Annotated in this window: 16 protein-coding genes; 6 read left to right on the forward strand and 10 right to left on the reverse strand. The window is 64.5% G+C overall.

Annotated features, from left to right (window positions below; translation table 11 throughout):
• Nucleotides 1-15 precede the first annotated feature (15 nt).
• The 4 genes from HPY64_13300 to HPY64_13315 are packed head-to-tail and all read left to right on the forward strand — an operon-like array spanning nt 16 to nt 3,780.
• Nucleotides 16-798, forward strand: coding sequence for a protein-L-isoaspartate(D-aspartate) O-methyltransferase (locus HPY64_13300; protein ID NPV68112.1), 783 nt, complete (start codon nt 16-18; stop codon nt 796-798).
• A gap of 44 nt (nt 799-842) precedes the next feature.
• Entirely contained in the window at nt 843-2,504 is a 1,662-nt protein-coding gene (locus HPY64_13305) for a TIR domain-containing protein (protein ID NPV68113.1), read from the forward strand.
• Nucleotides 2,501-3,250 (forward strand): hypothetical protein, encoded by a 750-nt coding sequence (locus tag HPY64_13310; protein NPV68114.1) that lies wholly within the window; start codon nt 2,501-2,503, stop codon nt 3,248-3,250. Before HPY64_13305 ends, HPY64_13310 begins: the two co-directional genes overlap by 4 nt.
• Nucleotides 3,251-3,273: 23 nt before the next feature.
• Nucleotides 3,274-3,780: a hypothetical protein gene (locus HPY64_13315; GenBank protein NPV68115.1), complete on the forward strand. Its 507-nt coding sequence runs from the start codon at nt 3,274-3,276 to the stop codon at nt 3,778-3,780.
• Between the two features lie 70 nt (nt 3,781-3,850).
• On the opposite strand, the gene HPY64_13320 is transcribed toward HPY64_13315, so the two are convergent.
• The 10 genes from HPY64_13320 to HPY64_13365 form a co-directional block, all read right to left on the reverse strand.
• A complete protein-coding gene (locus HPY64_13320) occupies nt 3,851-4,381 on the reverse strand; it encodes a methylated-DNA--[protein]-cysteine S-methyltransferase (GenBank protein NPV68116.1) in 531 nt (176 codons plus the stop codon).
• A gap of 165 nt (nt 4,382-4,546) precedes the next feature.
• On the reverse strand, nt 4,547-5,923 hold the full coding sequence (locus HPY64_13325) for a formylglycine-generating enzyme family protein (protein ID NPV68117.1): 1,377 nt from the start codon (nt 5,921-5,923) through the stop codon (nt 4,547-4,549).
• 151 nt (nt 5,924-6,074) lie between these two features.
• On the reverse strand, nt 6,075-6,902 hold the full coding sequence (locus tag HPY64_13330; GenBank protein ID NPV68118.1) for a DDE-type integrase/transposase/recombinase: 828 nt from the start codon (nt 6,900-6,902) through the stop codon (nt 6,075-6,077).
• 165 nt (nt 6,903-7,067) lie between these two features.
• The gene (locus HPY64_13335; protein ID NPV68119.1) at nt 7,068-7,511 is read right to left on the reverse strand and encodes a DDE-type integrase/transposase/recombinase; all 444 of its coding nucleotides are present in this window, start codon (nt 7,509-7,511) and stop codon (nt 7,068-7,070) included.
• Between the two features lie 183 nt (nt 7,512-7,694).
• Complete coding sequence (gene cydC, locus HPY64_13340) at nt 7,695-9,524, reverse strand: thiol reductant ABC exporter subunit CydC (GenBank protein NPV68120.1); 1,830 nt, start codon at nt 9,522-9,524, stop codon at nt 7,695-7,697.
• A gap of 99 nt (nt 9,525-9,623) precedes the next feature.
• Entirely contained in the window at nt 9,624-10,730 is a 1,107-nt protein-coding gene (locus tag HPY64_13345) for an aminopeptidase (protein ID NPV68121.1), read from the reverse strand.
• 86 nt (nt 10,731-10,816) lie between these two features.
• Nucleotides 10,817-11,923, reverse strand: a complete 1,107-nt coding sequence (locus HPY64_13350) for a glycosyltransferase (GenBank protein NPV68122.1) — start codon at nt 11,921-11,923, stop codon at nt 10,817-10,819.
• Entirely contained in the window at nt 11,923-12,966 is a 1,044-nt protein-coding gene (locus HPY64_13355; GenBank protein ID NPV68123.1) for a Gfo/Idh/MocA family oxidoreductase, read from the reverse strand. Before HPY64_13355 ends, HPY64_13350 begins: the two co-directional genes overlap by 1 nt.
• 68 nt (nt 12,967-13,034) lie before the next feature.
• Nucleotides 13,035-13,751 (reverse strand): NTP transferase domain-containing protein, encoded by a 717-nt coding sequence (locus HPY64_13360; protein ID NPV68124.1) that lies wholly within the window; start codon nt 13,749-13,751, stop codon nt 13,035-13,037.
• Complete coding sequence (locus HPY64_13365; protein ID NPV68125.1) at nt 13,751-14,740, reverse strand: SDR family NAD(P)-dependent oxidoreductase; 990 nt, start codon at nt 14,738-14,740, stop codon at nt 13,751-13,753. The genes HPY64_13360 and HPY64_13365 overlap by 1 nt, the downstream gene beginning before the upstream one ends.
• A 423-nt stretch (nt 14,741-15,163) precedes the next feature.
• Here HPY64_13365 and HPY64_13370 point away from each other — a divergent pair, with 423 nt between their 5' ends.
• Entirely contained in the window at nt 15,164-16,159 is a 996-nt protein-coding gene (locus HPY64_13370) for an ABC transporter ATP-binding protein (GenBank protein NPV68126.1), read from the forward strand.
• Nucleotides 16,156-17,193, forward strand: coding sequence for a dipeptide ABC transporter ATP-binding protein (locus HPY64_13375; GenBank protein ID NPV68127.1), 1,038 nt, complete (start codon nt 16,156-16,158; stop codon nt 17,191-17,193). The genes HPY64_13370 and HPY64_13375 overlap by 4 nt, the downstream gene beginning before the upstream one ends.
• Nucleotides 17,194-17,436 lie beyond the last annotated feature (243 nt).

The raw sequence follows: 17,436 nt of genomic DNA on the forward strand, positions 1-17,436 counted from the left end.
AAGATGAGATGGCTGATGCTGGCCGGACTGGCGCTGAGCCTGGCTGCGTGCGGCGGGCAGCCGACCGTGCCCCCCGGCGCGATCTCCCGGCCTGGCGAGGAGACGATCTACGCCCCGACTGCCGTCCTGGCTACCCCGGCGCAACTGGATCGGAACTTCAGCGACACGGCAGCCACACAGGCCGCGCGGGAAGCGCTGGTCAGCCGGTTTGTCGCCCCGCGTGTGAGCGACGAACGGGTGGTGGCGGCGCTGCGCAAAGTGCCGCGCCACAGTTTCATCCCTACTTACCTGCTGGAATTTGCCTACAACGATCACCCGCTGCCGATCGGTTACGGGCAGACGATCTCCCAACCGTCGCTGGTGGCGATCATGACCGAGCTGTTGGCGCTGGAACCGGGCGACCGCGTCCTGGAGATCGGCACTGGATCCGGCTATCAGGCGGCGATCCTGCGCGAAATGACCGACCAGGTTTACACAGTCGAGATCATCCCGGAACTGGCCGCCATCGCCCGTGCTGTGCTGGATCGGCTGGGTTATACCGATGTGCACATTGACCGCCGCGACGGGTATTACGGCTGGCTGGAGCACGCCCCTTATGACGCAATCATCGTCACCGCTGCGCCGGATCACCTGCCTTCGCCGCTGGTTGACCAGCTCAAGCCGGACGGCGGGCGGATGGTGATCCCGATCGGGCCGGTGGGGGATGTGCAGACGCTGTGGCTGGTCGAACGGCAGGGCGACGAGGTCACCATGCAGCGCCTGATGGATGTGCGCTTTGTACCTTTCACCCGCGAATAACCGCTGGGGCCATCCGCCCCGAACCCTGATGAGCAGGAGGAAGCATGACCGGTATCTTCGTCTCATATTCCCGTTCAGATAAGCTGCTGGTGGACCGCCTGGTGGACGATCTGCGCAAAGCCGGTCATGACATCTGGGTGGACAAGCAAAACATCGAGCCAGGCGAGAAGTGGTGGGAAGCGATCTTCCGGGGCATTGATAAGGCCGGTGCGGTGATCGTCTGCCTGTCGCCGGACGCACTGGATAGCGAATGGATCCGGCGCGAGTTGTATGTGGCGCGCGGGCTGGGCAAGTTCATCATCCCCGTCAGCGTGCGCGCCTGCAGCGAGGAATTGGCCGAGCAGCGGGACCTGGCCTGGCTGAAGGACCTGCAGATCATCGATCTGGAGCCGGACTACAACCGCGCTGTGGACGATCTCTCCCGCGCCTTGAAGACGCGCCCTCAGCAGAACGCCTACCGTCCGCTCTTTGCCCAGAGCGATAGCACCGAATTTTGCGGCTATATGGAGACGCTGGTTAGCCGGGCGAAGTCGTTTATCCTGATCGGCACCGGCCTGAACATCCTTAGCCGCGATCCGTTCGCCCGGAGTTGTATGGAACGGGCCGCTGCGGGAGAGATGCACCTGGAAATTTACCTGGCCGATCCCTATAGCCCGGATGTGGAGGCCCGCCTGATCGAAGAGGAGATTGGTGATATCAAACCCCCCGTCGGGCAGTCGGGCATGCTCAAGCGCCTGGATACCCTGTTGAATATGTGGCGTGCCCTGGGCGAGCCGGAGACGATCAGCATCAACCTGTTTACCCACTATCCTACTTTTGCCCTGATGATCGTGGACAGCGAATACTTTGTCTACCCCTACGGTTATGCCTGCCTGGGCAACTTCAGCCCGGTCTTTCAGTTCTCGGCGGATCTGGAAGCCGACCGCAGCGTGGTGGCTTACCTGGAAGCTCACTATCGGCGTGTGCGGGATGGCGCGTTACCGGCCCGGGATGTCGCCCGGATCCGCCAGAATCACCGCTTTGAACTGAGTGCGCTGCAACCGTTCGCTGTCTATTTCATCCCGCCGGCTGACTCATCACTGTATGCGTTTGGCTCGCGCGTGCTGGGCTATGATGTACGCGCCGGGCAACCGGTCAACTCCCCCTGGGCGGCCAGTGTGGGTGGCGCGGCGGACTTTGGCTTCCACCTGACGATCAGCGATGCCCTGTACTTCCTCAACGCGCAGACCATTGCCCATGTCAAAGCCAGTATCCGCTTTATCGTGCAGGGCCTGCACCCCTTCCGCCTGACCGACTTCGAGATCAGGCCCTTCCCGAACGAGCAGAGCCTGGCGATTTGCCTGAACGATCCCAGTGGAGCGCTGGAAATCCTGCACTACGAGATGATCCAGCGCGTCTACCGGCGGGCGATTGCCTCCAACTACTCGCTGGGGCTGGCCGCACCGGATCGCGACCGCCGCTCCGAACGCGCCAATCTCCTGATTAAGCGCTATCATGCCCCCTACATCATGAAGAGCTTCAACCCGCACTTCACCCTGCTGAGCGGGATTCCGCCCCAGGAGCGGGAGCGCGTCCGCCGGGAGGTGGAGATCGCCTTCCGCGATCAGGTGGACGATACAGCGATCATGGTGGAAAAGCTGGCCTTTATGACCCGGCCTGATCCGCACCAGCCATGGGTCATCGACGAGGAGATCGAGCTACAATGACCAGCCTGCCGGGGCGGAAAAGTCCCGATGCGATTTGCCGGGCTGCCTACCTGTTCATGTTGCGCGAAACCCGGCTGAAGGGTCTCAGTCCGGCTCAGGTTCGGCGTTCTGCGCAGGAGTTATCCGAGCCTGCCGGGGGGATAATGCGGGTGCGGGATGCCGCCTGCAGGCCAACCGGCGTGGCCCTGGGCTGCCCGCTGCCCGATCCTCGCGCCGCGCGGCGCTGGTGGCGGATCGCCCGGCTGGTGGATGGCTACCTGGCGGCGCTGCGGCCAGGGGATAGTCCCGCCTTCGCCTATGTGCCGCCCGCCCTGTACCATACGACGCTGCTCAACTACACCCATTTTGACGAGAGCGCCGCCGACGCCATCCACCCCCTCACCCCGGACGAATGGCAGCAGACGGCACGCGCCGTCGCTGGCTTGCGACCGGGGCCGATCACGCTCGAATGCCAGGGGTTGATCCTGACCCATTCTGGCCGACTGCTGGTGACCGGCTTCCCCGCTGATGATAGCCTGTACCGGTTGCGGGCGGGGATCGCGGCGGCAGTACCGGGTCTGCGCACTCACATTCCGGAGACCGTGCACCTCAAGCTGGGCCACCTGCTCGTCCTGCCGCCGGAAGGGACTCTGGCGGGACTGCTGGCTTTTGTGGCTCGCTGCGGCCAGCATATCAGCGCCCGGCTGACTTTCACTGCGCTGCACACCCCGCTGGGCGATATCCCGCTGGTGGGCGGGTCGGGATGATTGCTGCAACACGAGGAGGAGCGATGGCAAGTCTAACCTATCCTCAGGTAGCGCTGTTCGGCGCGATCGGCGGCGGCTGGCGGGAGGGGCGCGTCATCCCGGCACTGGAAGCGCTGGGTGTTACCTATTACGACCCCACCATCCGGGGCCGCGCCTGGACAGAAGCCGATGGGCGGCGCGAGGCCGAGGTCATGGCCCACGCCGAAACGATCGTCATGGTCTTTCTGGCGGGGACACCGGCCTTTGGCGGGCTGGCAGAGACCGGCTGGGCAGCAGCCAGCGCCCTCCAGCGCGGGCAGACCTTCATCCTGCATGTGGCGCCGGGCTTCGCCTGGGATGTGCCGGGCTGGCTGCGCCTGTTGCCCGGCGCGCGGAGGCTGGTGGCCCAGGTGGAGGATTACGGCGTCCGGGCACGGGCGCTGGTTATCGATCACGCCCGGCGGCTGGCAGGGACGACTGATCGCCTGATCGTAGCGGAGAGCATCGAGGATGTGGTCGCTGCCCTGCGGCGGCGGTACGGAACGCCCTGAATGGCGGGGGCCGGAGGGGGCAGCCGGATAACGCGGCAGACAGGTAGCATTGAGGAGATGCCCGGCCCGGCTAGAGCAGCAGTGCGCCCTCGTGACGCAGCAACGCCGCTTTGGTCTCCACGCCACCGAACCCGCTGTAGCCGACCAGCGTGCCGTCCGCGCCGATCACCCGGTGGCACGGGATCAGGATCGGCAGGGGATTGACGGCCAGGGCCTGCCCGACAGCGATAGCCCGCTCCGGGTCACCCAGCGCCCCGGCGACCTGACTGTAGGTCATGGTCTGCCCGGCAGGGATGCGCTGCACGTACTGCAGCACCATGCGCTGAAAGGGGGTGTCGGTGCGCAGGTCCAGCGGCAGGTCGAACGTCCAGCGCAGGCCGGCGAAGTATTCATCCAGCTGGCGGATGGCATCGGACGTGGCCCGCTCGTCGATCAGGGTCGGGATGTGGAACATGCCCCAGACCAGGGTGGCGGCTTCTGATTCGTCGAATGGTCCCATGGTCACCGCGGCGACGCCCTTGGGCCCTGCCGCCACATACACGCGCCCGACGGGTCCCCAGGTAGTCCAGCCAATCGCGAGTTGCTCATCAAAAATCACCATCGCGTTGTCTCCTGGCTTACCGGTGGTGCGTTTTCTCCATTATAGGGCAAAATGCGCCGGGCTGTTCATCTTACCGGTTCGGCCAGGGAGGGGAGAAGGCAGCGGCACGGCCCTGCTCCTCCTGAAGAAGACAGGGCCGTGCCATCGATCACTGCACCGGGCGCTTTAGCCGCCGGGTGGCAAGCTGGGCAGCGGCGAAGGCGTGATATTCGGGTCGCGGGTGGGCGGGATCACGCCTGTCGGCGAGGGGATCAGCCCTGCGCCGCCCATCCCACCCGCCGGGATGGGCGTCTCATCGCTGACGCAGCGGAAACCGATGAAGAGCGCCTGGGTCAGCGGGTCGTATTCCTGACGGTGCGGCGTGCGGGCGAAGAACGGCACGGTATCCCACGAACCGCCGCGCACGACCTTGGTCGTGCCGCTGACCGGCCCCTGCGGGTTCAGGCCGCTGGCTTCCGGCTGGCTGTAATAGTTAGCCTGGTACCAGTCGCTGACCCACTCCGCCACGTTGCCGGCCATATCCAGCACGCCGTAAGGGCTGGCCCCGCTGGGGAAGCTCCCCACCGGCACCGGCCCGCTGGAAGTGCGCTGGCCGGTGTTGTCGCGGCGGTTGGTGTTGGCCAGTTCCGGTGACCACTGGTTGCCCCAGGGATAGACGCGCGAATCGGAGCCGCGCGCGGCGCGCTCCCATTCCGCCTCGGTTGGCAGCCGCCGCCCGATTGCCTCGCAGTAGGCTTTGGCCCCGTACCAGGTCACGTGTGTCGCCGGCAGGCTGACCAGCATATCGGGGGTAGAATACAGCTCGCCGTCAAAGATGATGTTGCTGCTTTCCGATTCGGTGCGGGTGGCGGCGCATGGCTGGCCCGCGCAACCATTGCGATGGCTGCCCGGCCCCAGGGTGTTGAGGAAGGCCACGTACTGCCCCAGCGTGACCTCGGTCTTTTCCATCTGGAAGCTGTCCACAATCACCCGGTGGGGCGGGAAGGAATCCTCGGCAAAGGATGGATCGCAGGCGCCTTTGTAGACGTTGACGCATTCAGAGACCGCTGCGGCAACCTCAGTGAGGTTAGTGCCCATCTGGAAGTCGCCGCCGCTGATCAGGACGGTTTCCGTGCGGTTGTTGGCCAGGATGGGATTGATACCCTCCGGTGGGGTGGCGGTAGGCGTCATCAGCGGCGTGCCTACCGCGGCAATCGCCGCCGCTGCTGGTTCTTCGGTGGGCGTTGCGGTGGCCTCCGGGGCCGTGTCCAGCGGGGTCGGCGTGGGCTGGATCACGGTCATCCCGGCGGGGGTGGCTGTGACGATGATGACCTGCGGCTCACGGGTTGGGGTGGCGCTGGGCAGTTCAGCTACCTCGCTGACCAGCACCGTCGGCAGGGGGAGTTCCTCCGCCCCGCCTGTGCCAGGACCGCCAACAGTGAAGCTGATCAGGCCGGTAGCATAGGCTCCCAGGCAGATCACGGCGGAAAACGCCAGGCCCAGCACCGCCCCGACGAGCAGCCACTGCCAGCTGCCATCGCGGGTTCGTTTGCGTAGTGACATAAAACCGTTCCCTCCACAGGCCGCCGGATGGCTGGCGCCAGCCGACGGCGGTATTTCGGCGCCGGGACTGCTACGGGCAGGCTCCGGCGGGGTACAAAGCAGTCGTTTAGTGTACCGTTCCCATCGTGTTCTGACCAGTCTTCGCATTCTCTCAAGGCAAATGCGACTCAGCGAAACGAGCGGGCGTGAGCATGTCGAGTGAGAGATGCGGGCGCCGGTGGTGATAGTAGTCGAGAAAAGCATCGGCGTACTGCTGGGCCAGCTCCAATTCATCGCCCCGGAACTTGAGGGCGCCAAACTCCTCACGGCGCAGCGTGCCGTTGAAGGCTTCAATGAAAGCCTGTTCGTTCTTCTTGTAAGCCCGCGCGATACGATGCTGATCCGCCCAGCGATGCATGCCCTCAGCGCACTCGGCTTTGAATTCTGACCCGCCATCGGTTTGCAGGAGGGACACGCGCCCGAATACCGCCATCAACTGCTCCAGGGCAACCCGGCCATCGGCGGCCTGTAAGGAGGGGCGCATGACAATCGCCGCTTCGCGGGTGAAGGTGTCAATCGCCGTGTAGGCGTACACCTCCCCCAGGTTGACGGTATCGACCTGCACCACCTGGCGCGGTCCGGTGGCACGCTGCACCGGCGCACCCTCGGGCTGGCGGTGATGCTTGCGTAAGACCAGATGGCGCTTGAGAATGCGATAGACCGTGCTGCGGCTGAGGTCAATGCCTTCCTGCGCCAGCACGTACACGACCTTCTCCCCGCAGCAGTCGCGATACTCCCGCCGGATACTCAATACCCGCTGCACCACATAGCCCGGCGTCTTGCGCACTCGGCGTCCTTTCTTCGCCTGCTTGAAATAGGCCACATAGCCCCGAATGCCCCGCATCCGAATGCCTTTGAGCCAGCGATAGATCGTCGCCCGATGCTTCCCCAGCTGCTCAGCAATCTCATCCGCCCTATGCCCGGCTTCTTCAATTCCCATGCCACCTGAATCTGTGTTATAGTGTCCATCGTGCGGCTCCTGTGATTGGGTTGGTTGTCTCGCAACCACAACAACTTTATCACGGAGTCGCATTTCTATTGAGAATACTGCGGTCTTCGCAATCGTTTCAGCGCAAATGCGACTCCGTGAACTGAGCAGGCGTCTTCATAGCCAGGGCAAGGTGGGGGCGGCGATGGTGATAGTAGTCCAGGAAGGAATCAGCGGCCTGCTGGGCTTCCGCCAGCTGGCCGGCCCGGAAATGTTCACGACCAAACTCCTCACGGCGCAGCGTGCCGTTGAAGGCTTCAATGAAGGTTGTTCATTCTTTTTGTAAGGGAGTCCGATCCGGTGGCGAGTGGCGAAGTGCGTAATACTCTCAGCACATTTCGCTTTGAACTCTGAGCCACCATCGGTCTGTAGCACCTGTACCCATCCAAAATGTTGCATCAGCATAACCAGGGCGGCACGGCCTTCAGTCGCCTGCCGGGTGGGCCGGATCACCACCGCTGCCTCACGGGTGAAGGTGTCAATCGCCGTGTAAGCATAGACCTCCCCCAGGTCAAGCGTATCAACCTGCACCACCTGGCGCGGCCCACTGGCCTGCTGCACTGGCTCCTCCCTTCGGTTGGCGGTAGTGTTTGCGCAACGCCAGATGTCGCTTGAGGATGCGATACACCGTACTCCAGCTCACCCGCAACCCTTCCTGAGCCAGCAGTCCCCGCAACACCCTCGATATTCCCGCCGCAGACTCAATACCCCCTTCTTTCCCGGTTTTGCGTTCACCGGCGCGTCTTACTCCTCCGCGGCCAGCAGACGTCCCTGCAAGGCGTGCAGGCGGCGGTAGAGGCCGTCACGGGCCAGCAGTTCGGCCTGCGTCCCGCGTTCCACGATGCGTCCTTCCGCCAGCACCAGGATGCGATCGGCGCGTTCCAGGCCGGCCAGCCGGTGGGTGATGATCAGCGTTGTACGGCCTGCCGCCAGCGCCCATATTGCATCCATGATCGCCGCCTCGGTGATCGCGTCCAGACTGGCGGTGGCTTCGTCCAGGATCAGCAGCGGTGCGTCCTTGAGCAGGACGCGGGCGATGGCCACCCGCTGGCGTTCCCCGCCGCTGAGGGCCAGTCCTTGCTCCCCAACCGGCGTGTCGTAGCCCTGTGGCAGGCCGGCGATGAAGTCAGCCAGTTGGGCCTTGTGGATCGCCGCGGCGATCTGCGCGTCAGTTGCCTCCGGACGGGCGATCAGCAGGTTCTCGCGCAGGGTGGTGTTGAACAGGTGGGTATGCTGGGTCACCACCCCGATCCGGGCGCGGATGTCATCGGCGCGGCAGGTGCGTAGCTCCTGCCCGCCCAGCAGGATACGCCCGCGTTGGTAGTCCCAGAAGCGCAACAACAGGTTGACCAGCGTCGATTTGCCTGCACCGGACGGCCCGACAATGGCGACCGCCTCGCCTTCCCGGATGGTGAACGAGACCTCCTGTAACGCCGGGACGCCCGGCCCGGCATCTGTCTCCGCCGGGTAGGTGAACGACAGTTCTTCCACCACCAGGTCGTAGCGTGCCGGGGGAGGGGACGGGTCAGGCGGATCGCTGACGGCGGGCGCTACCCCCTCGACGATCGCGATCAGCCGTTCCGCCGCGGCCAGGCTACCCTCCAGATGCTGGAAGGCCAGCGGCAGGGGGATGATGGCTTCGAAGGCCGCGACGGTCGCCAGAGCCAGCGTCGCCAGGTGGACGCCCGCCACGCGGGGGATGGCGGCGGCCAGCACGCCGATCATGGTCAGGCTGACGATCAGCACACCCAGTACGTTCCCCAGGCCGTCGATGTGGGCCAGTTGCCGCTGGCGGGCGATCAGATCGGCGCTGAGCGCTTCGATGCGCCGTTGCTCTTCCGTTTCTGCGCCACAGGCCAAAAGATCAGGCAGGCCCTGCACGCCATCGACCAGCGCCGCGCTGAGCGCCGCCCTCCCCTCTACCGCTGCCCGGCCCGGCCCATGCCCCAGGTGACGGGTCAACAGCGGGACGCCGACGCCCAGCGCCAGCATCCCGGCCAGGGCGATCGGGGCCAGCGCAGTAGCGTAGGCGCTCAGGAAGGCGAGCAGGAACACGACCACACACCCGGCCACCAGCGGCGGAGCCAGAACGCGCACATAGAAATCCTCCAGCGCGTCCACGTCGGCGATGATGCGACTGAGCAGGTCGCCGGAACGGTAGGCCTGCAACCGGGCGGGAGCCAGCGGCTCCAGCGCAGCGTAAAACCAGACGCGCAGGCGGGCCAGCAGACGGAATGTGGCACTATGGCTGGCCAGCCGCTCCAGGTAACGGAAGACGGCGCGGGTGATCCCGAAGAAGCGCACGCCCACCACTGCTACCTGGATCGCAGCGATCGAGGGCCGCAGCGCCGCCTGGCTGATGATCCAGGCGGAGGTTGCCAGCAGGCCGATGCTGCTGCTGACCGTCAGGAAACCGAGCAGGGTGGAGAGCGCGATCTGCCGCCAGGCCGGGGCGGCGAAGGCCAGCAGGCGACGCAACGGCCTCACCGCGATCCGTCCATCAGGCGCCGATGGAGAGGGGATCGGGGCGGGGCTGGGCCGTTTGCGGCGGGTGGAATCGGAATCCTCAGGCATACGACGGAACCGGGTCAGGCGGCGTTGGCGCAGATTGTAGCGAATTGTACGCGCTGCGGCGGCCCGCTCCAGCGGCCTCTGCCTGCCTGACCCTGCCGCCTAGTCGACCATGAACTGCCCGTTGCGGTAGAACAGTTCCCCGTCGACCCAGATTTCGCTATCGGTGCGCATATCGCAGATCATGTCCCAGTGGACGCTGCTGCGGTTCTTGCTGCCGGTTTCCGGGTAGCCGGTGCCGATCGCCATGTGGATCGTGCCGCCGATCTTCTCGTCAAAGAGGATGTTGCCGGTGAAGCGCTGGATGCCGAAGTTGGTGCCGATGGCGAACTCGCCCAGGTAGCGCGAACCGGCGTCAGCATCGAGCTGAGCAAAGAGCAGGTCTTCGTTCTCTTTGGCGCTGGCTTCCACCACCCGGCCATCCTCGAAGCGCAGTTCGATGCCGGAGACAGCCCGCCCACTGACGATTGACGGGTAGGAGAAGCGCACCCAGCCATTGACCGACTCTTCCACCGGGCCGGTGAAGATCTCGCCGCAGGGCATGTTGTGGTGGCCGTCGCTGTTGATGAAGGTGCGCCCAGCGATGGAGAGAGTCAGGTCAACGTTGGGGCCTTTGCAGACGACCTGCTGCTTGCCGGTCAACCAGGCTACTTTGGCTTCCTGCATGGCGCTGATCCGGCGCCACTCGCCGATGGGGTCGGGACGGTCGCAGAAGGTTGCCCCGTAGACAAAGTCCTCATATTCCTCCAGGCTCATGTTGGCTTCCTGAGCGCTGGCTTCGTTGGGATACCAGGCTCCGACCCACTTCATCTTGCCTTCAGCAGCGCGGCGCAGGCGTGTATCCAGCCAGGGACGGCGGGCGGCCCCCCACTTCTGCATACGGGTAGCAGGAATGCCGGTCATGGCGCGGGTGTTCTGGCTGCTGCCCACGCGGATGTAGGCATCGGCCTGCTCGTAGTAGAGCGTCTGGGAGGGGTCCAGCCAGGTGAGCTGGTCGTCGCTGGCCTCGCGCAGGAAGGTGCGGGCCATGGTCTCGTCGGTCAGAAAGACGGTAGGGTTGCCGCCGGCGCGGAGCACGGCGCGGTAGACCTCGCGCAGGGCGGGCAAGGCAACCACATCGCCCAGGATGCCGACCCACTCGCCGGGCCTGATCTCCGTTGAATAGTTGACCAGCAGATCGGCAAGGCGTTGCAGGCGAATATCAGACATGGTAAAGGCTCCTTATCGTCAAATGAACAGCAGTCAAGCATCAGCCAAAGCAAAAAGCCCAAGACAACAGTCCCTGGCCAGCCGTTTCACCCGCGCAGGCGGGCTACCTCAGTCATCAGGCGAGCCATGCGTTGATCGTAGGTGTGGTGCGCGGTGACATGCGCCCGCGCGTTGGCCGCGATCCGCGCCCGCTCCTCCGGGTGGGCCAGGTAGTAGGCCACCTTGTCGCGCAGATCGGCCTCGTCGCTGTAGGTGATGATGTTTTCCCCCGGCGTGAACCACTCCCGCACGCCTGGCAGGTCGTCCACGATCTGCAATACGCCGATGGCTGCCAGTTCGAACAGGCGCATGTTGCCGCCGTAGTACACAAAGTCGCCGTGCGTGTTGAAGGCAATCCTGGCCGCGCTGAGGATGCGTAGCATCTGCTCCCCCAGCGCCCGCCCGCGCAGGTAAGGCCGCAGGTTTTCCGGCACGGGGTGCACACTCCACAGCGCCAGGTCGAAGCTGCGCAGCGCCTCCAGCCCGCGCACCCGGCGGCTGTACAGGTTGGGCGGCATGAGAGTCCCCACAAAGCCCACGTCGCAACCCCATGCCGCGCGCTCATCGGCGGTTAGCTCAAACGGGCGGTGAAAATCGGGGTCACAGGCGGTATTGGGCAGGCAGATCATCTGCCGCGCCCCCAGCTCCAGCCACTGGATGCCGTGGTAGTAATCGACTGCTGTCACCAGGTCGATCAGCGGGGCGGCAGCGCGCTCATTAGCATGGCTGAAAACGATCGGCGAGGTGCCGCAGGCCAGCACCAGGGTCGCGCCGGTTTCCGCTTTGATCTGCGCCAGCGTCGCCGGGTAGATCTCCTCGTTATCGCCGGTGATCAGGATCATCTCCGGCTGGAGGGCACGGGCGGCAGCAAGCAGCCGCCGGTTGCGCAGACGGTAATCGGGGTTGAGTTGCGGCGTACGCTGGGAGACGCCGCGCACCAGCCGGGTCTGGCTCAGCCGCCCCAGGGCGGGCATGGCGCTTTCCGTGCGGTAGAAGGCGTGGACCTCGTGCCCCAGCCGGCGCAGCGCTTTTACCCAGAAGAACTGGGCCATGTTGGGCGGGAAGAGCGGCGGCGGCTCGCCGGGCGGGGTTGCGGCGCGGACCCTGGCCAGCTCACCGGGGTAGTGCAGCGGGGCGACGATCAGGATCTTCATCAGCTCGCCTCGCACTTTACTGGCAGCCCTGTCCGCGCTGATTCGTAGATGGCCTCAATCAGGGCCAGCGACTTGCGCGCTTCCGTGCCGTTGGTTTCTGGTTCGCGGTCTTCCAGCACGGCTTCGATCATTTTGGCGATCACGATCTGGTGACTGGTGCCGTAGACGGACGGCGGGTCGAGTTGCTCGCGGGTGAGAATCTCGCGTTCGTGCTCCAGTTCGCCCGCCAGCTTCCAGATGGTGCGGCGGTTGAGCGCTGTGCCGCCAACCTTGATCGAGCCATGTTCGCCGAAGATCGCCACCGAGCCTTCCAGATTCTGGGGGTAGGTCAGCGTGGAGCCTTCGATCGTCGCCAGGGCGCCACTGGCAAAGCGCAGCACCGCCACGCCCACGTCCTCCGCCTCCATGCGGTGAGCCAGGGTGGCCGTGTAGGCAAACACGCTCTCCACCGGCAGGCCCATCAGCCAGGTCAGGGCATCAACATGATGGATGGACTGGTTCATCAACGCGCCGCCGTCCATTGCCCAGGTGCCATGCCAGTCGTCATCGTAGTATTCCTGCGGGCGGTACCAGCGCACCGTGGCACTGCCCAGGTACAGGCGGCCCAGCTTGCCAGCGCGGATGGCGTGGTAAGCTTCCTGCATGGGCGGGTTGTAGCGATTCTGCAGGATGACGCACAGTTTGCGGTTGGCGGCGCGGGCAGCGGCGATCATGCGGTCGGCGTCGGCGGTGTTGAGCGCGATCGGCTTTTCCACGATGACATGCTTGCCAGCGGCCAGCGCCTCCAACGCCATCGGGGCGTGCAGCCCGGAGGGCGTGCAGATGCTGACAATATCGATATCCGGGCGGTCCAGCAGGGCGCGATAATCCGTGTAGTGCGCCTCCGCGCCGTACTGGGTGACAAAGTGCCGGGCGCGCGATTCGATCACGTCGGCCACAGCCACCAGTGCAGCCTCCGGCAGGGCAACGATCGACGCCGCATGACGCGGCGCAACACGCCCGCAGCCGATCAGCCCGAAGCGCAGGATGTGACGATCGGTCATCAAGGTATCATTCCCGGGCCACAGCGACCCCAGCGTTCTCTTCCCCGCGCATGTTGCTGCCAGCGCCCCTAGCCGCCGGGCAGGAACTTCTCCGGCATGCGCTCGAACTGCTCCTGAGCGCGCTGGTAATCACCGGGGTTGCCGATGTCCAGCCAGTATTCTGTGCAGGTGTAGCCCATCACCCGTTCCCCGGCGGCCAGCAGACGGGCCACCAGCTCCGGGAAGTCCAGGTGCTCCCCGCGGATGATGTAGCGCAGGACCGCTGGCTCATAGACATAAATGCCCATGCTGATCGGGTAGTGCTTGACCGGCTTTTCCAGGTAGCCGATCACATTCCCGGCGGAGTCCAGCTCGATCACGCCCAGGTCGATCGGGATGGCCTTGTCGTAGATGCCGATGGTCAGAGCGTTGCCATTGGCCCGGTGGAAGGCGACCATGTCTGCGTAGTTGAGCGAGGTCAGTACGTCGCCGTTCATCACCAGGAAGGTCTCCTCCAATCCCTCGACCAGGCCAAGCGACCCCGCGGTACCAAGCGGCTCGCGCTCTTTGACATAGGTCAGGTGGACACCAGGTAGACCCTCGTTAGCCGTCTGGAAATAGGCCTGGATCAACTCGGCCAGGTAGCCAACGGTCAACACGATATCGGTGAAGCCATAGTAAGCGAGCTGGCGCACAATGATATCCAGAATCGGGCGGTGGCCCAGCGGGACCAGCGGTTTGGGGAAAACAGTGGTATAGGGGGCGAGCCGGGTGCCTTTGCCCCCGGCCAGAATCACAGCCTTCATCAGATGGTATACCCCGGTTTGTAGCGATCCAGATGGCCGGCGATCCAGGCGATGGTTGCCCGCAGCCCATCCTCAAAGGGTGTGCCCGGCGTCCAGCCAAGCACCTCGCGGGCCAGCGTGCTGTCGGCCCACAGGCGGCGCACCTCGCTCCGGTCGGGGCGCAGGCGTTCCTCCTCATCGGTGATCAGGGGGACATCGCGGCCCACCAGGCGGATGATCGTGCGGGCCAGGTCGCCGATACTGATCTCAAAGCCGCTGCCGATGTTGAACACGCCGCCGATCGCCGCGTCGTTCTCCACGGCGCAGAGGTAAGCGCCGGCGGTATCGCGCACGAAAGTGAAGTCGCGGGTGGGGCTGACCGCACCAAGCCGCACCGCGTCCGCCGTGAGCGCCTGGGTGATGATGGTGGGGATAACCGCCCGCGCTGACTGGCGCGGCCCGAAGATGTTGAACGGGCGGATGGTCACAACGGGCAGATCAAAGGAAGCATGGAAGCTCTCCACGATTTTGTCAGCGGCGATCTTGCTGGCGGAATAGGGCGACTGCCCCTGCAGCGGGTGCTTCTCGTCGATCGGGACGTACTGCGCCGTGCCGTAGACCTCGCTGGTAGAGGTATGGACGACACGGCCTACGCCCAGGTCGCGGGCGGCGACCAGCACGTTGAGCGTGCCCAGCACATTGGTCTCGATCACCTCGCGCGGGTGGAGGTAGGAGTAGGGGATGGCGATCAGGGCGCCAAGGTGAAAGATGGCGTCCACGCCCTCGGCGGCCTGGCGGACGGCTTCCGCGTCGCGCAGGTCGCCAGCGATGATCTCCAGCGCTGCCAGCCGCTCGGCGGGCAGGTCCTGCAACATGCCGTAGCGGTTCTCGGAGTTGTAACGGATAAAACAGCGCACTTCGGCCCCGGCGTCCAGCAGCCGTTCCACCAGATGGCTGCCGACAAACCCGCCCGCGCCGGTGACCAGGACGCGTCTGGATGCCAGGTTCATGAGTCGCTCCGTCTCAGGACTTCAGCAGTCCCTGATGTTAGCCGGTCGGAGGGCGATTGTCCAGTGCAGGGAATCCTGTTGCTCTGCCGGTCAAAGGCTACAAAACGATTCTGATGGTTTGCTCTGGCAATGCAGGCCGCGCTTGTGATATGGATCAGAGCAAATCGGCTATTTTTCACAGAAATTTGTCAGGTAAAGCTTGGCAATTTGCGCCGGGGTGGATACTATACATGTTGCTGCCACGGGGATCAGCACAACCCTGTTGCCACATCTCCCGATGCACCGGGCAGGGGGCCTGTGCCCGGTGGCCAGCCCAGAGGGTCAAAAACTGCTAAGCAAAGACTTGGCAGATTTTTTGTCTTTCAATTAAAATACCCGGTCAACGCCGGAGTATCGCACTTATGGATATAAGGAGAGCCGCACTTGACCATTCTAATGGAGGTCAAGAACCTCAAAACCAAATTCCATACTCAGGAGGGGACGGTCCACGCTGTAAACGGCATCTCCTACACGCTGAATGAGGGCGAAACCCTGGGCGTTGTGGGAGAAAGCGGCTGCGGCAAGAGCGTTCATGCGCTCTCAATCATGGGGCTGATTCCCCAGCCGCCGGGAGAGGTCAAGGCTGACGCCGTGATCTTCCGCGGGCGGGACCTGATGAAGCTGTCTTCGGAAGAAATGCGCCTGCTGCGCGGGTCGGAGATCGCCATGGTCTTCCAGGACCCGATGACATCCCTCAACCCGGTGCTGACCATCGGCTATCAGATCACTGAGGCGCTGAAGCTACACCTGGGGATGGACAATCAGCAGGCCCGCGAACGCGCAGCCGAACTGCTGGCTATGGTGGGCATCCCCAGCGCCGCCAAACGGCTGGACGATTACCCGCACCAGTTCTCCGGCGGTATGCGCCAGCGGGCGATGATCGCCATGGCGCTTTCCTGCAACCCCCAGCTCCTGATCGCTGACGAACCGACCACCGCCCTCGACGTGACCATTCAGGCCCAGATTCTGGATCTGGTCCGCCGTCTACGGGACAAGATCGGCATGGCCATGATCTGGATCACCCATGACCTGGGCGTGGTGGCCGGCCTGGCCGATACCGTGCAGGTGATGTACGCCGGCTATATCGTGGAGCGCGGTCCCAACCGCGAGATTTTCAAGGATACCCGCCACCCCTATACCCTCGGCCTGCTGGGGTCGCTGCCGCGCCTGGACCGCAAGGGCGGCAAGCTCTTCTCCATCGAAGGCGCCCCGCCCGATCTGCGCGTCGAGCCGAAAGGCTGCCCCTTCGCCCCGCGCTGCATCTACCGGGTGGAGAGGTGCTTGCAGGAAAATCCGTCGCTGGAACCGGCCAAGGACGCCTTCCCGGGCCATACGGTGGCCTGCTGGGTCGATGTGCGTGAGGGAGAACCAACTCGATGACCGCTACTGCCGCTGTAACTGCCACTAAAGGGGACGGCGCCAGCGCCGCGAAGAAGAAAGAAATCCTCGTCCGGGTTGAGGGGCTGAAGAAATACTTCCCCATCACTTCCGGCATTGTCATCCAGCGCCATGTCGGCGATGTCATGGCCGTGGATGATATCAGCTTCCACATTTACAAAGGGGAGACGCTTGGCCTGGTAGGTGAATCCGGTTGCGGCAAGAGCACCGCGGGCCGGACCATCCTGCAGCTCTACCGCCCGACCGCCGGGACGGTCGAGTTTGAGGGTATCAAGCTGGAGCAGCTCAAGGGCGAAGACCTGCGCAGGATGCGCCGCCGCATGCAGATGATCTTCCAGGACCCCTACGCCTCCCTCAACCCGCGCATGACCGTTGGCCGGATCATCGCTGAGCCGCTGCAGGTCCACAATGTGGGCAACAGCAACAAGGAACGCCAGGAACGGGTCGAGTACCTGATGGAGAAGGTGGGGCTGAACCCCTACTTCATCAACCGCTACCCGCACGAATTTTCCGGTGGGCAGCGGCAGCGTATTGGCATCGCCCGCGCCCTGGCGCTGGAACCGTCGTTTATCGTCTGCGACGAGCCGATCTCGGCCCTCGACGTTTCCATTCAGGCGCAGGTGGTTAACCTGCTGGAAGACCTGCAGCATGACCTGGGGTTGACCTACCTGTTCATCGCCCACGACCTGAGCATGGTGCGCCACATCTGCGACCGCGTGGCCGTGATGTACCTGGGGCGAATCGTGGAAATCGCGGAGACGGAAGAGCTGTACACCAATCCGCTGCATCCCTATACCCAGGCCCTGCTTTCCGCTGTGCCGGTGCCCGATCCAGAGGTCGAGGCTCAGCGCAAGCGGATCATTCTCAAGGGTGACGTGCCGACGCCGATCAACCCGCCCAAGGGCTGCAACTTCAACACCCGCTGCCCGGTGGCGGTCGATGTCTGCCACACCGAGGACCCCCAGCTGGTAGAGGTCCTGCCGGAGCACTGGGTAGCCTGCTACCGCGTGGGTTGAGCAGTACCGTAGGCAAACCGGCTATCCATCTACCCGCTGGACAGGGGCGGATGCTGAAGGAACAGCCGGGCAGTAGCGCCAGTGGAGCACGCCGGCCGGATCGCCCGCAGGGACGCGGGCCGGCTCGTATCACCGGCAGCGAACCTGATCGAGGCGGGGCCGCCGCGATCAGGTTCGCGATTCTCCGGCATCCGGCAGGTCAAGCGGACGGCAACACGCTGGCGCCAGGACAGGTCAGGCAGG

This window comes from Anaerolineae bacterium, from assembly GCA_013178165.1.
Classification (GTDB): Bacteria; Chloroflexota; Anaerolineae; order Aggregatilineales; family Ch27; genus Ch27.

What these genes read in the sequence shown, in the direction of transcription:
- HPY64_13300 (NPV68112.1), top strand. Translation starts at nt 16, where the DNA reads ATGCTGGCCGGACTGGCGCTGAGCCTGGCTGCGTGCGGCGGGCAGCCG.
- HPY64_13305 (NPV68113.1), top strand. Translation starts at nt 843, where the DNA reads ATGACCGGTATCTTCGTCTCATATTCCCGTTCAGATAAGCTGCTGGTG.
- HPY64_13310 (NPV68114.1), top strand. Translation starts at nt 2,501, where the DNA reads ATGACCAGCCTGCCGGGGCGGAAAAGTCCCGATGCGATTTGCCGGGCT.
- HPY64_13315 (NPV68115.1), top strand. Translation starts at nt 3,274, where the DNA reads ATGGCAAGTCTAACCTATCCTCAGGTAGCGCTGTTCGGCGCGATCGGC.
- HPY64_13320 (NPV68116.1), bottom strand. Translation starts at nt 4,381, where the DNA reads ATGGTGATTTTTGATGAGCAACTCGCGATTGGCTGGACTACCTGGGGA.
- HPY64_13325 (NPV68117.1), bottom strand. Translation starts at nt 5,923, where the DNA reads ATGTCACTACGCAAACGAACCCGCGATGGCAGCTGGCAGTGGCTGCTC.
- HPY64_13330 (NPV68118.1), bottom strand. Translation starts at nt 6,902, where the DNA reads ATGGGAATTGAAGAAGCCGGGCATAGGGCGGATGAGATTGCTGAGCAG.
- cydC (NPV68120.1), bottom strand. Translation starts at nt 9,524, where the DNA reads ATGCCTGAGGATTCCGATTCCACCCGCCGCAAACGGCCCAGCCCCGCC.
- HPY64_13345 (NPV68121.1), bottom strand. Translation starts at nt 10,730, where the DNA reads ATGTCTGATATTCGCCTGCAACGCCTTGCCGATCTGCTGGTCAACTAT.
- HPY64_13350 (NPV68122.1), bottom strand. Translation starts at nt 11,923, where the DNA reads ATGAAGATCCTGATCGTCGCCCCGCTGCACTACCCCGGTGAGCTGGCC.
- HPY64_13355 (NPV68123.1), bottom strand. Translation starts at nt 12,966, where the DNA reads ATGACCGATCGTCACATCCTGCGCTTCGGGCTGATCGGCTGCGGGCGT.
- HPY64_13360 (NPV68124.1), bottom strand. Translation starts at nt 13,751, where the DNA reads ATGAAGGCTGTGATTCTGGCCGGGGGCAAAGGCACCCGGCTCGCCCCC.
- HPY64_13365 (NPV68125.1), bottom strand. Translation starts at nt 14,740, where the DNA reads ATGAACCTGGCATCCAGACGCGTCCTGGTCACCGGCGCGGGCGGGTTT.
- HPY64_13375 (NPV68127.1), top strand. Translation starts at nt 16,156, where the DNA reads ATGACCGCTACTGCCGCTGTAACTGCCACTAAAGGGGACGGCGCCAGC.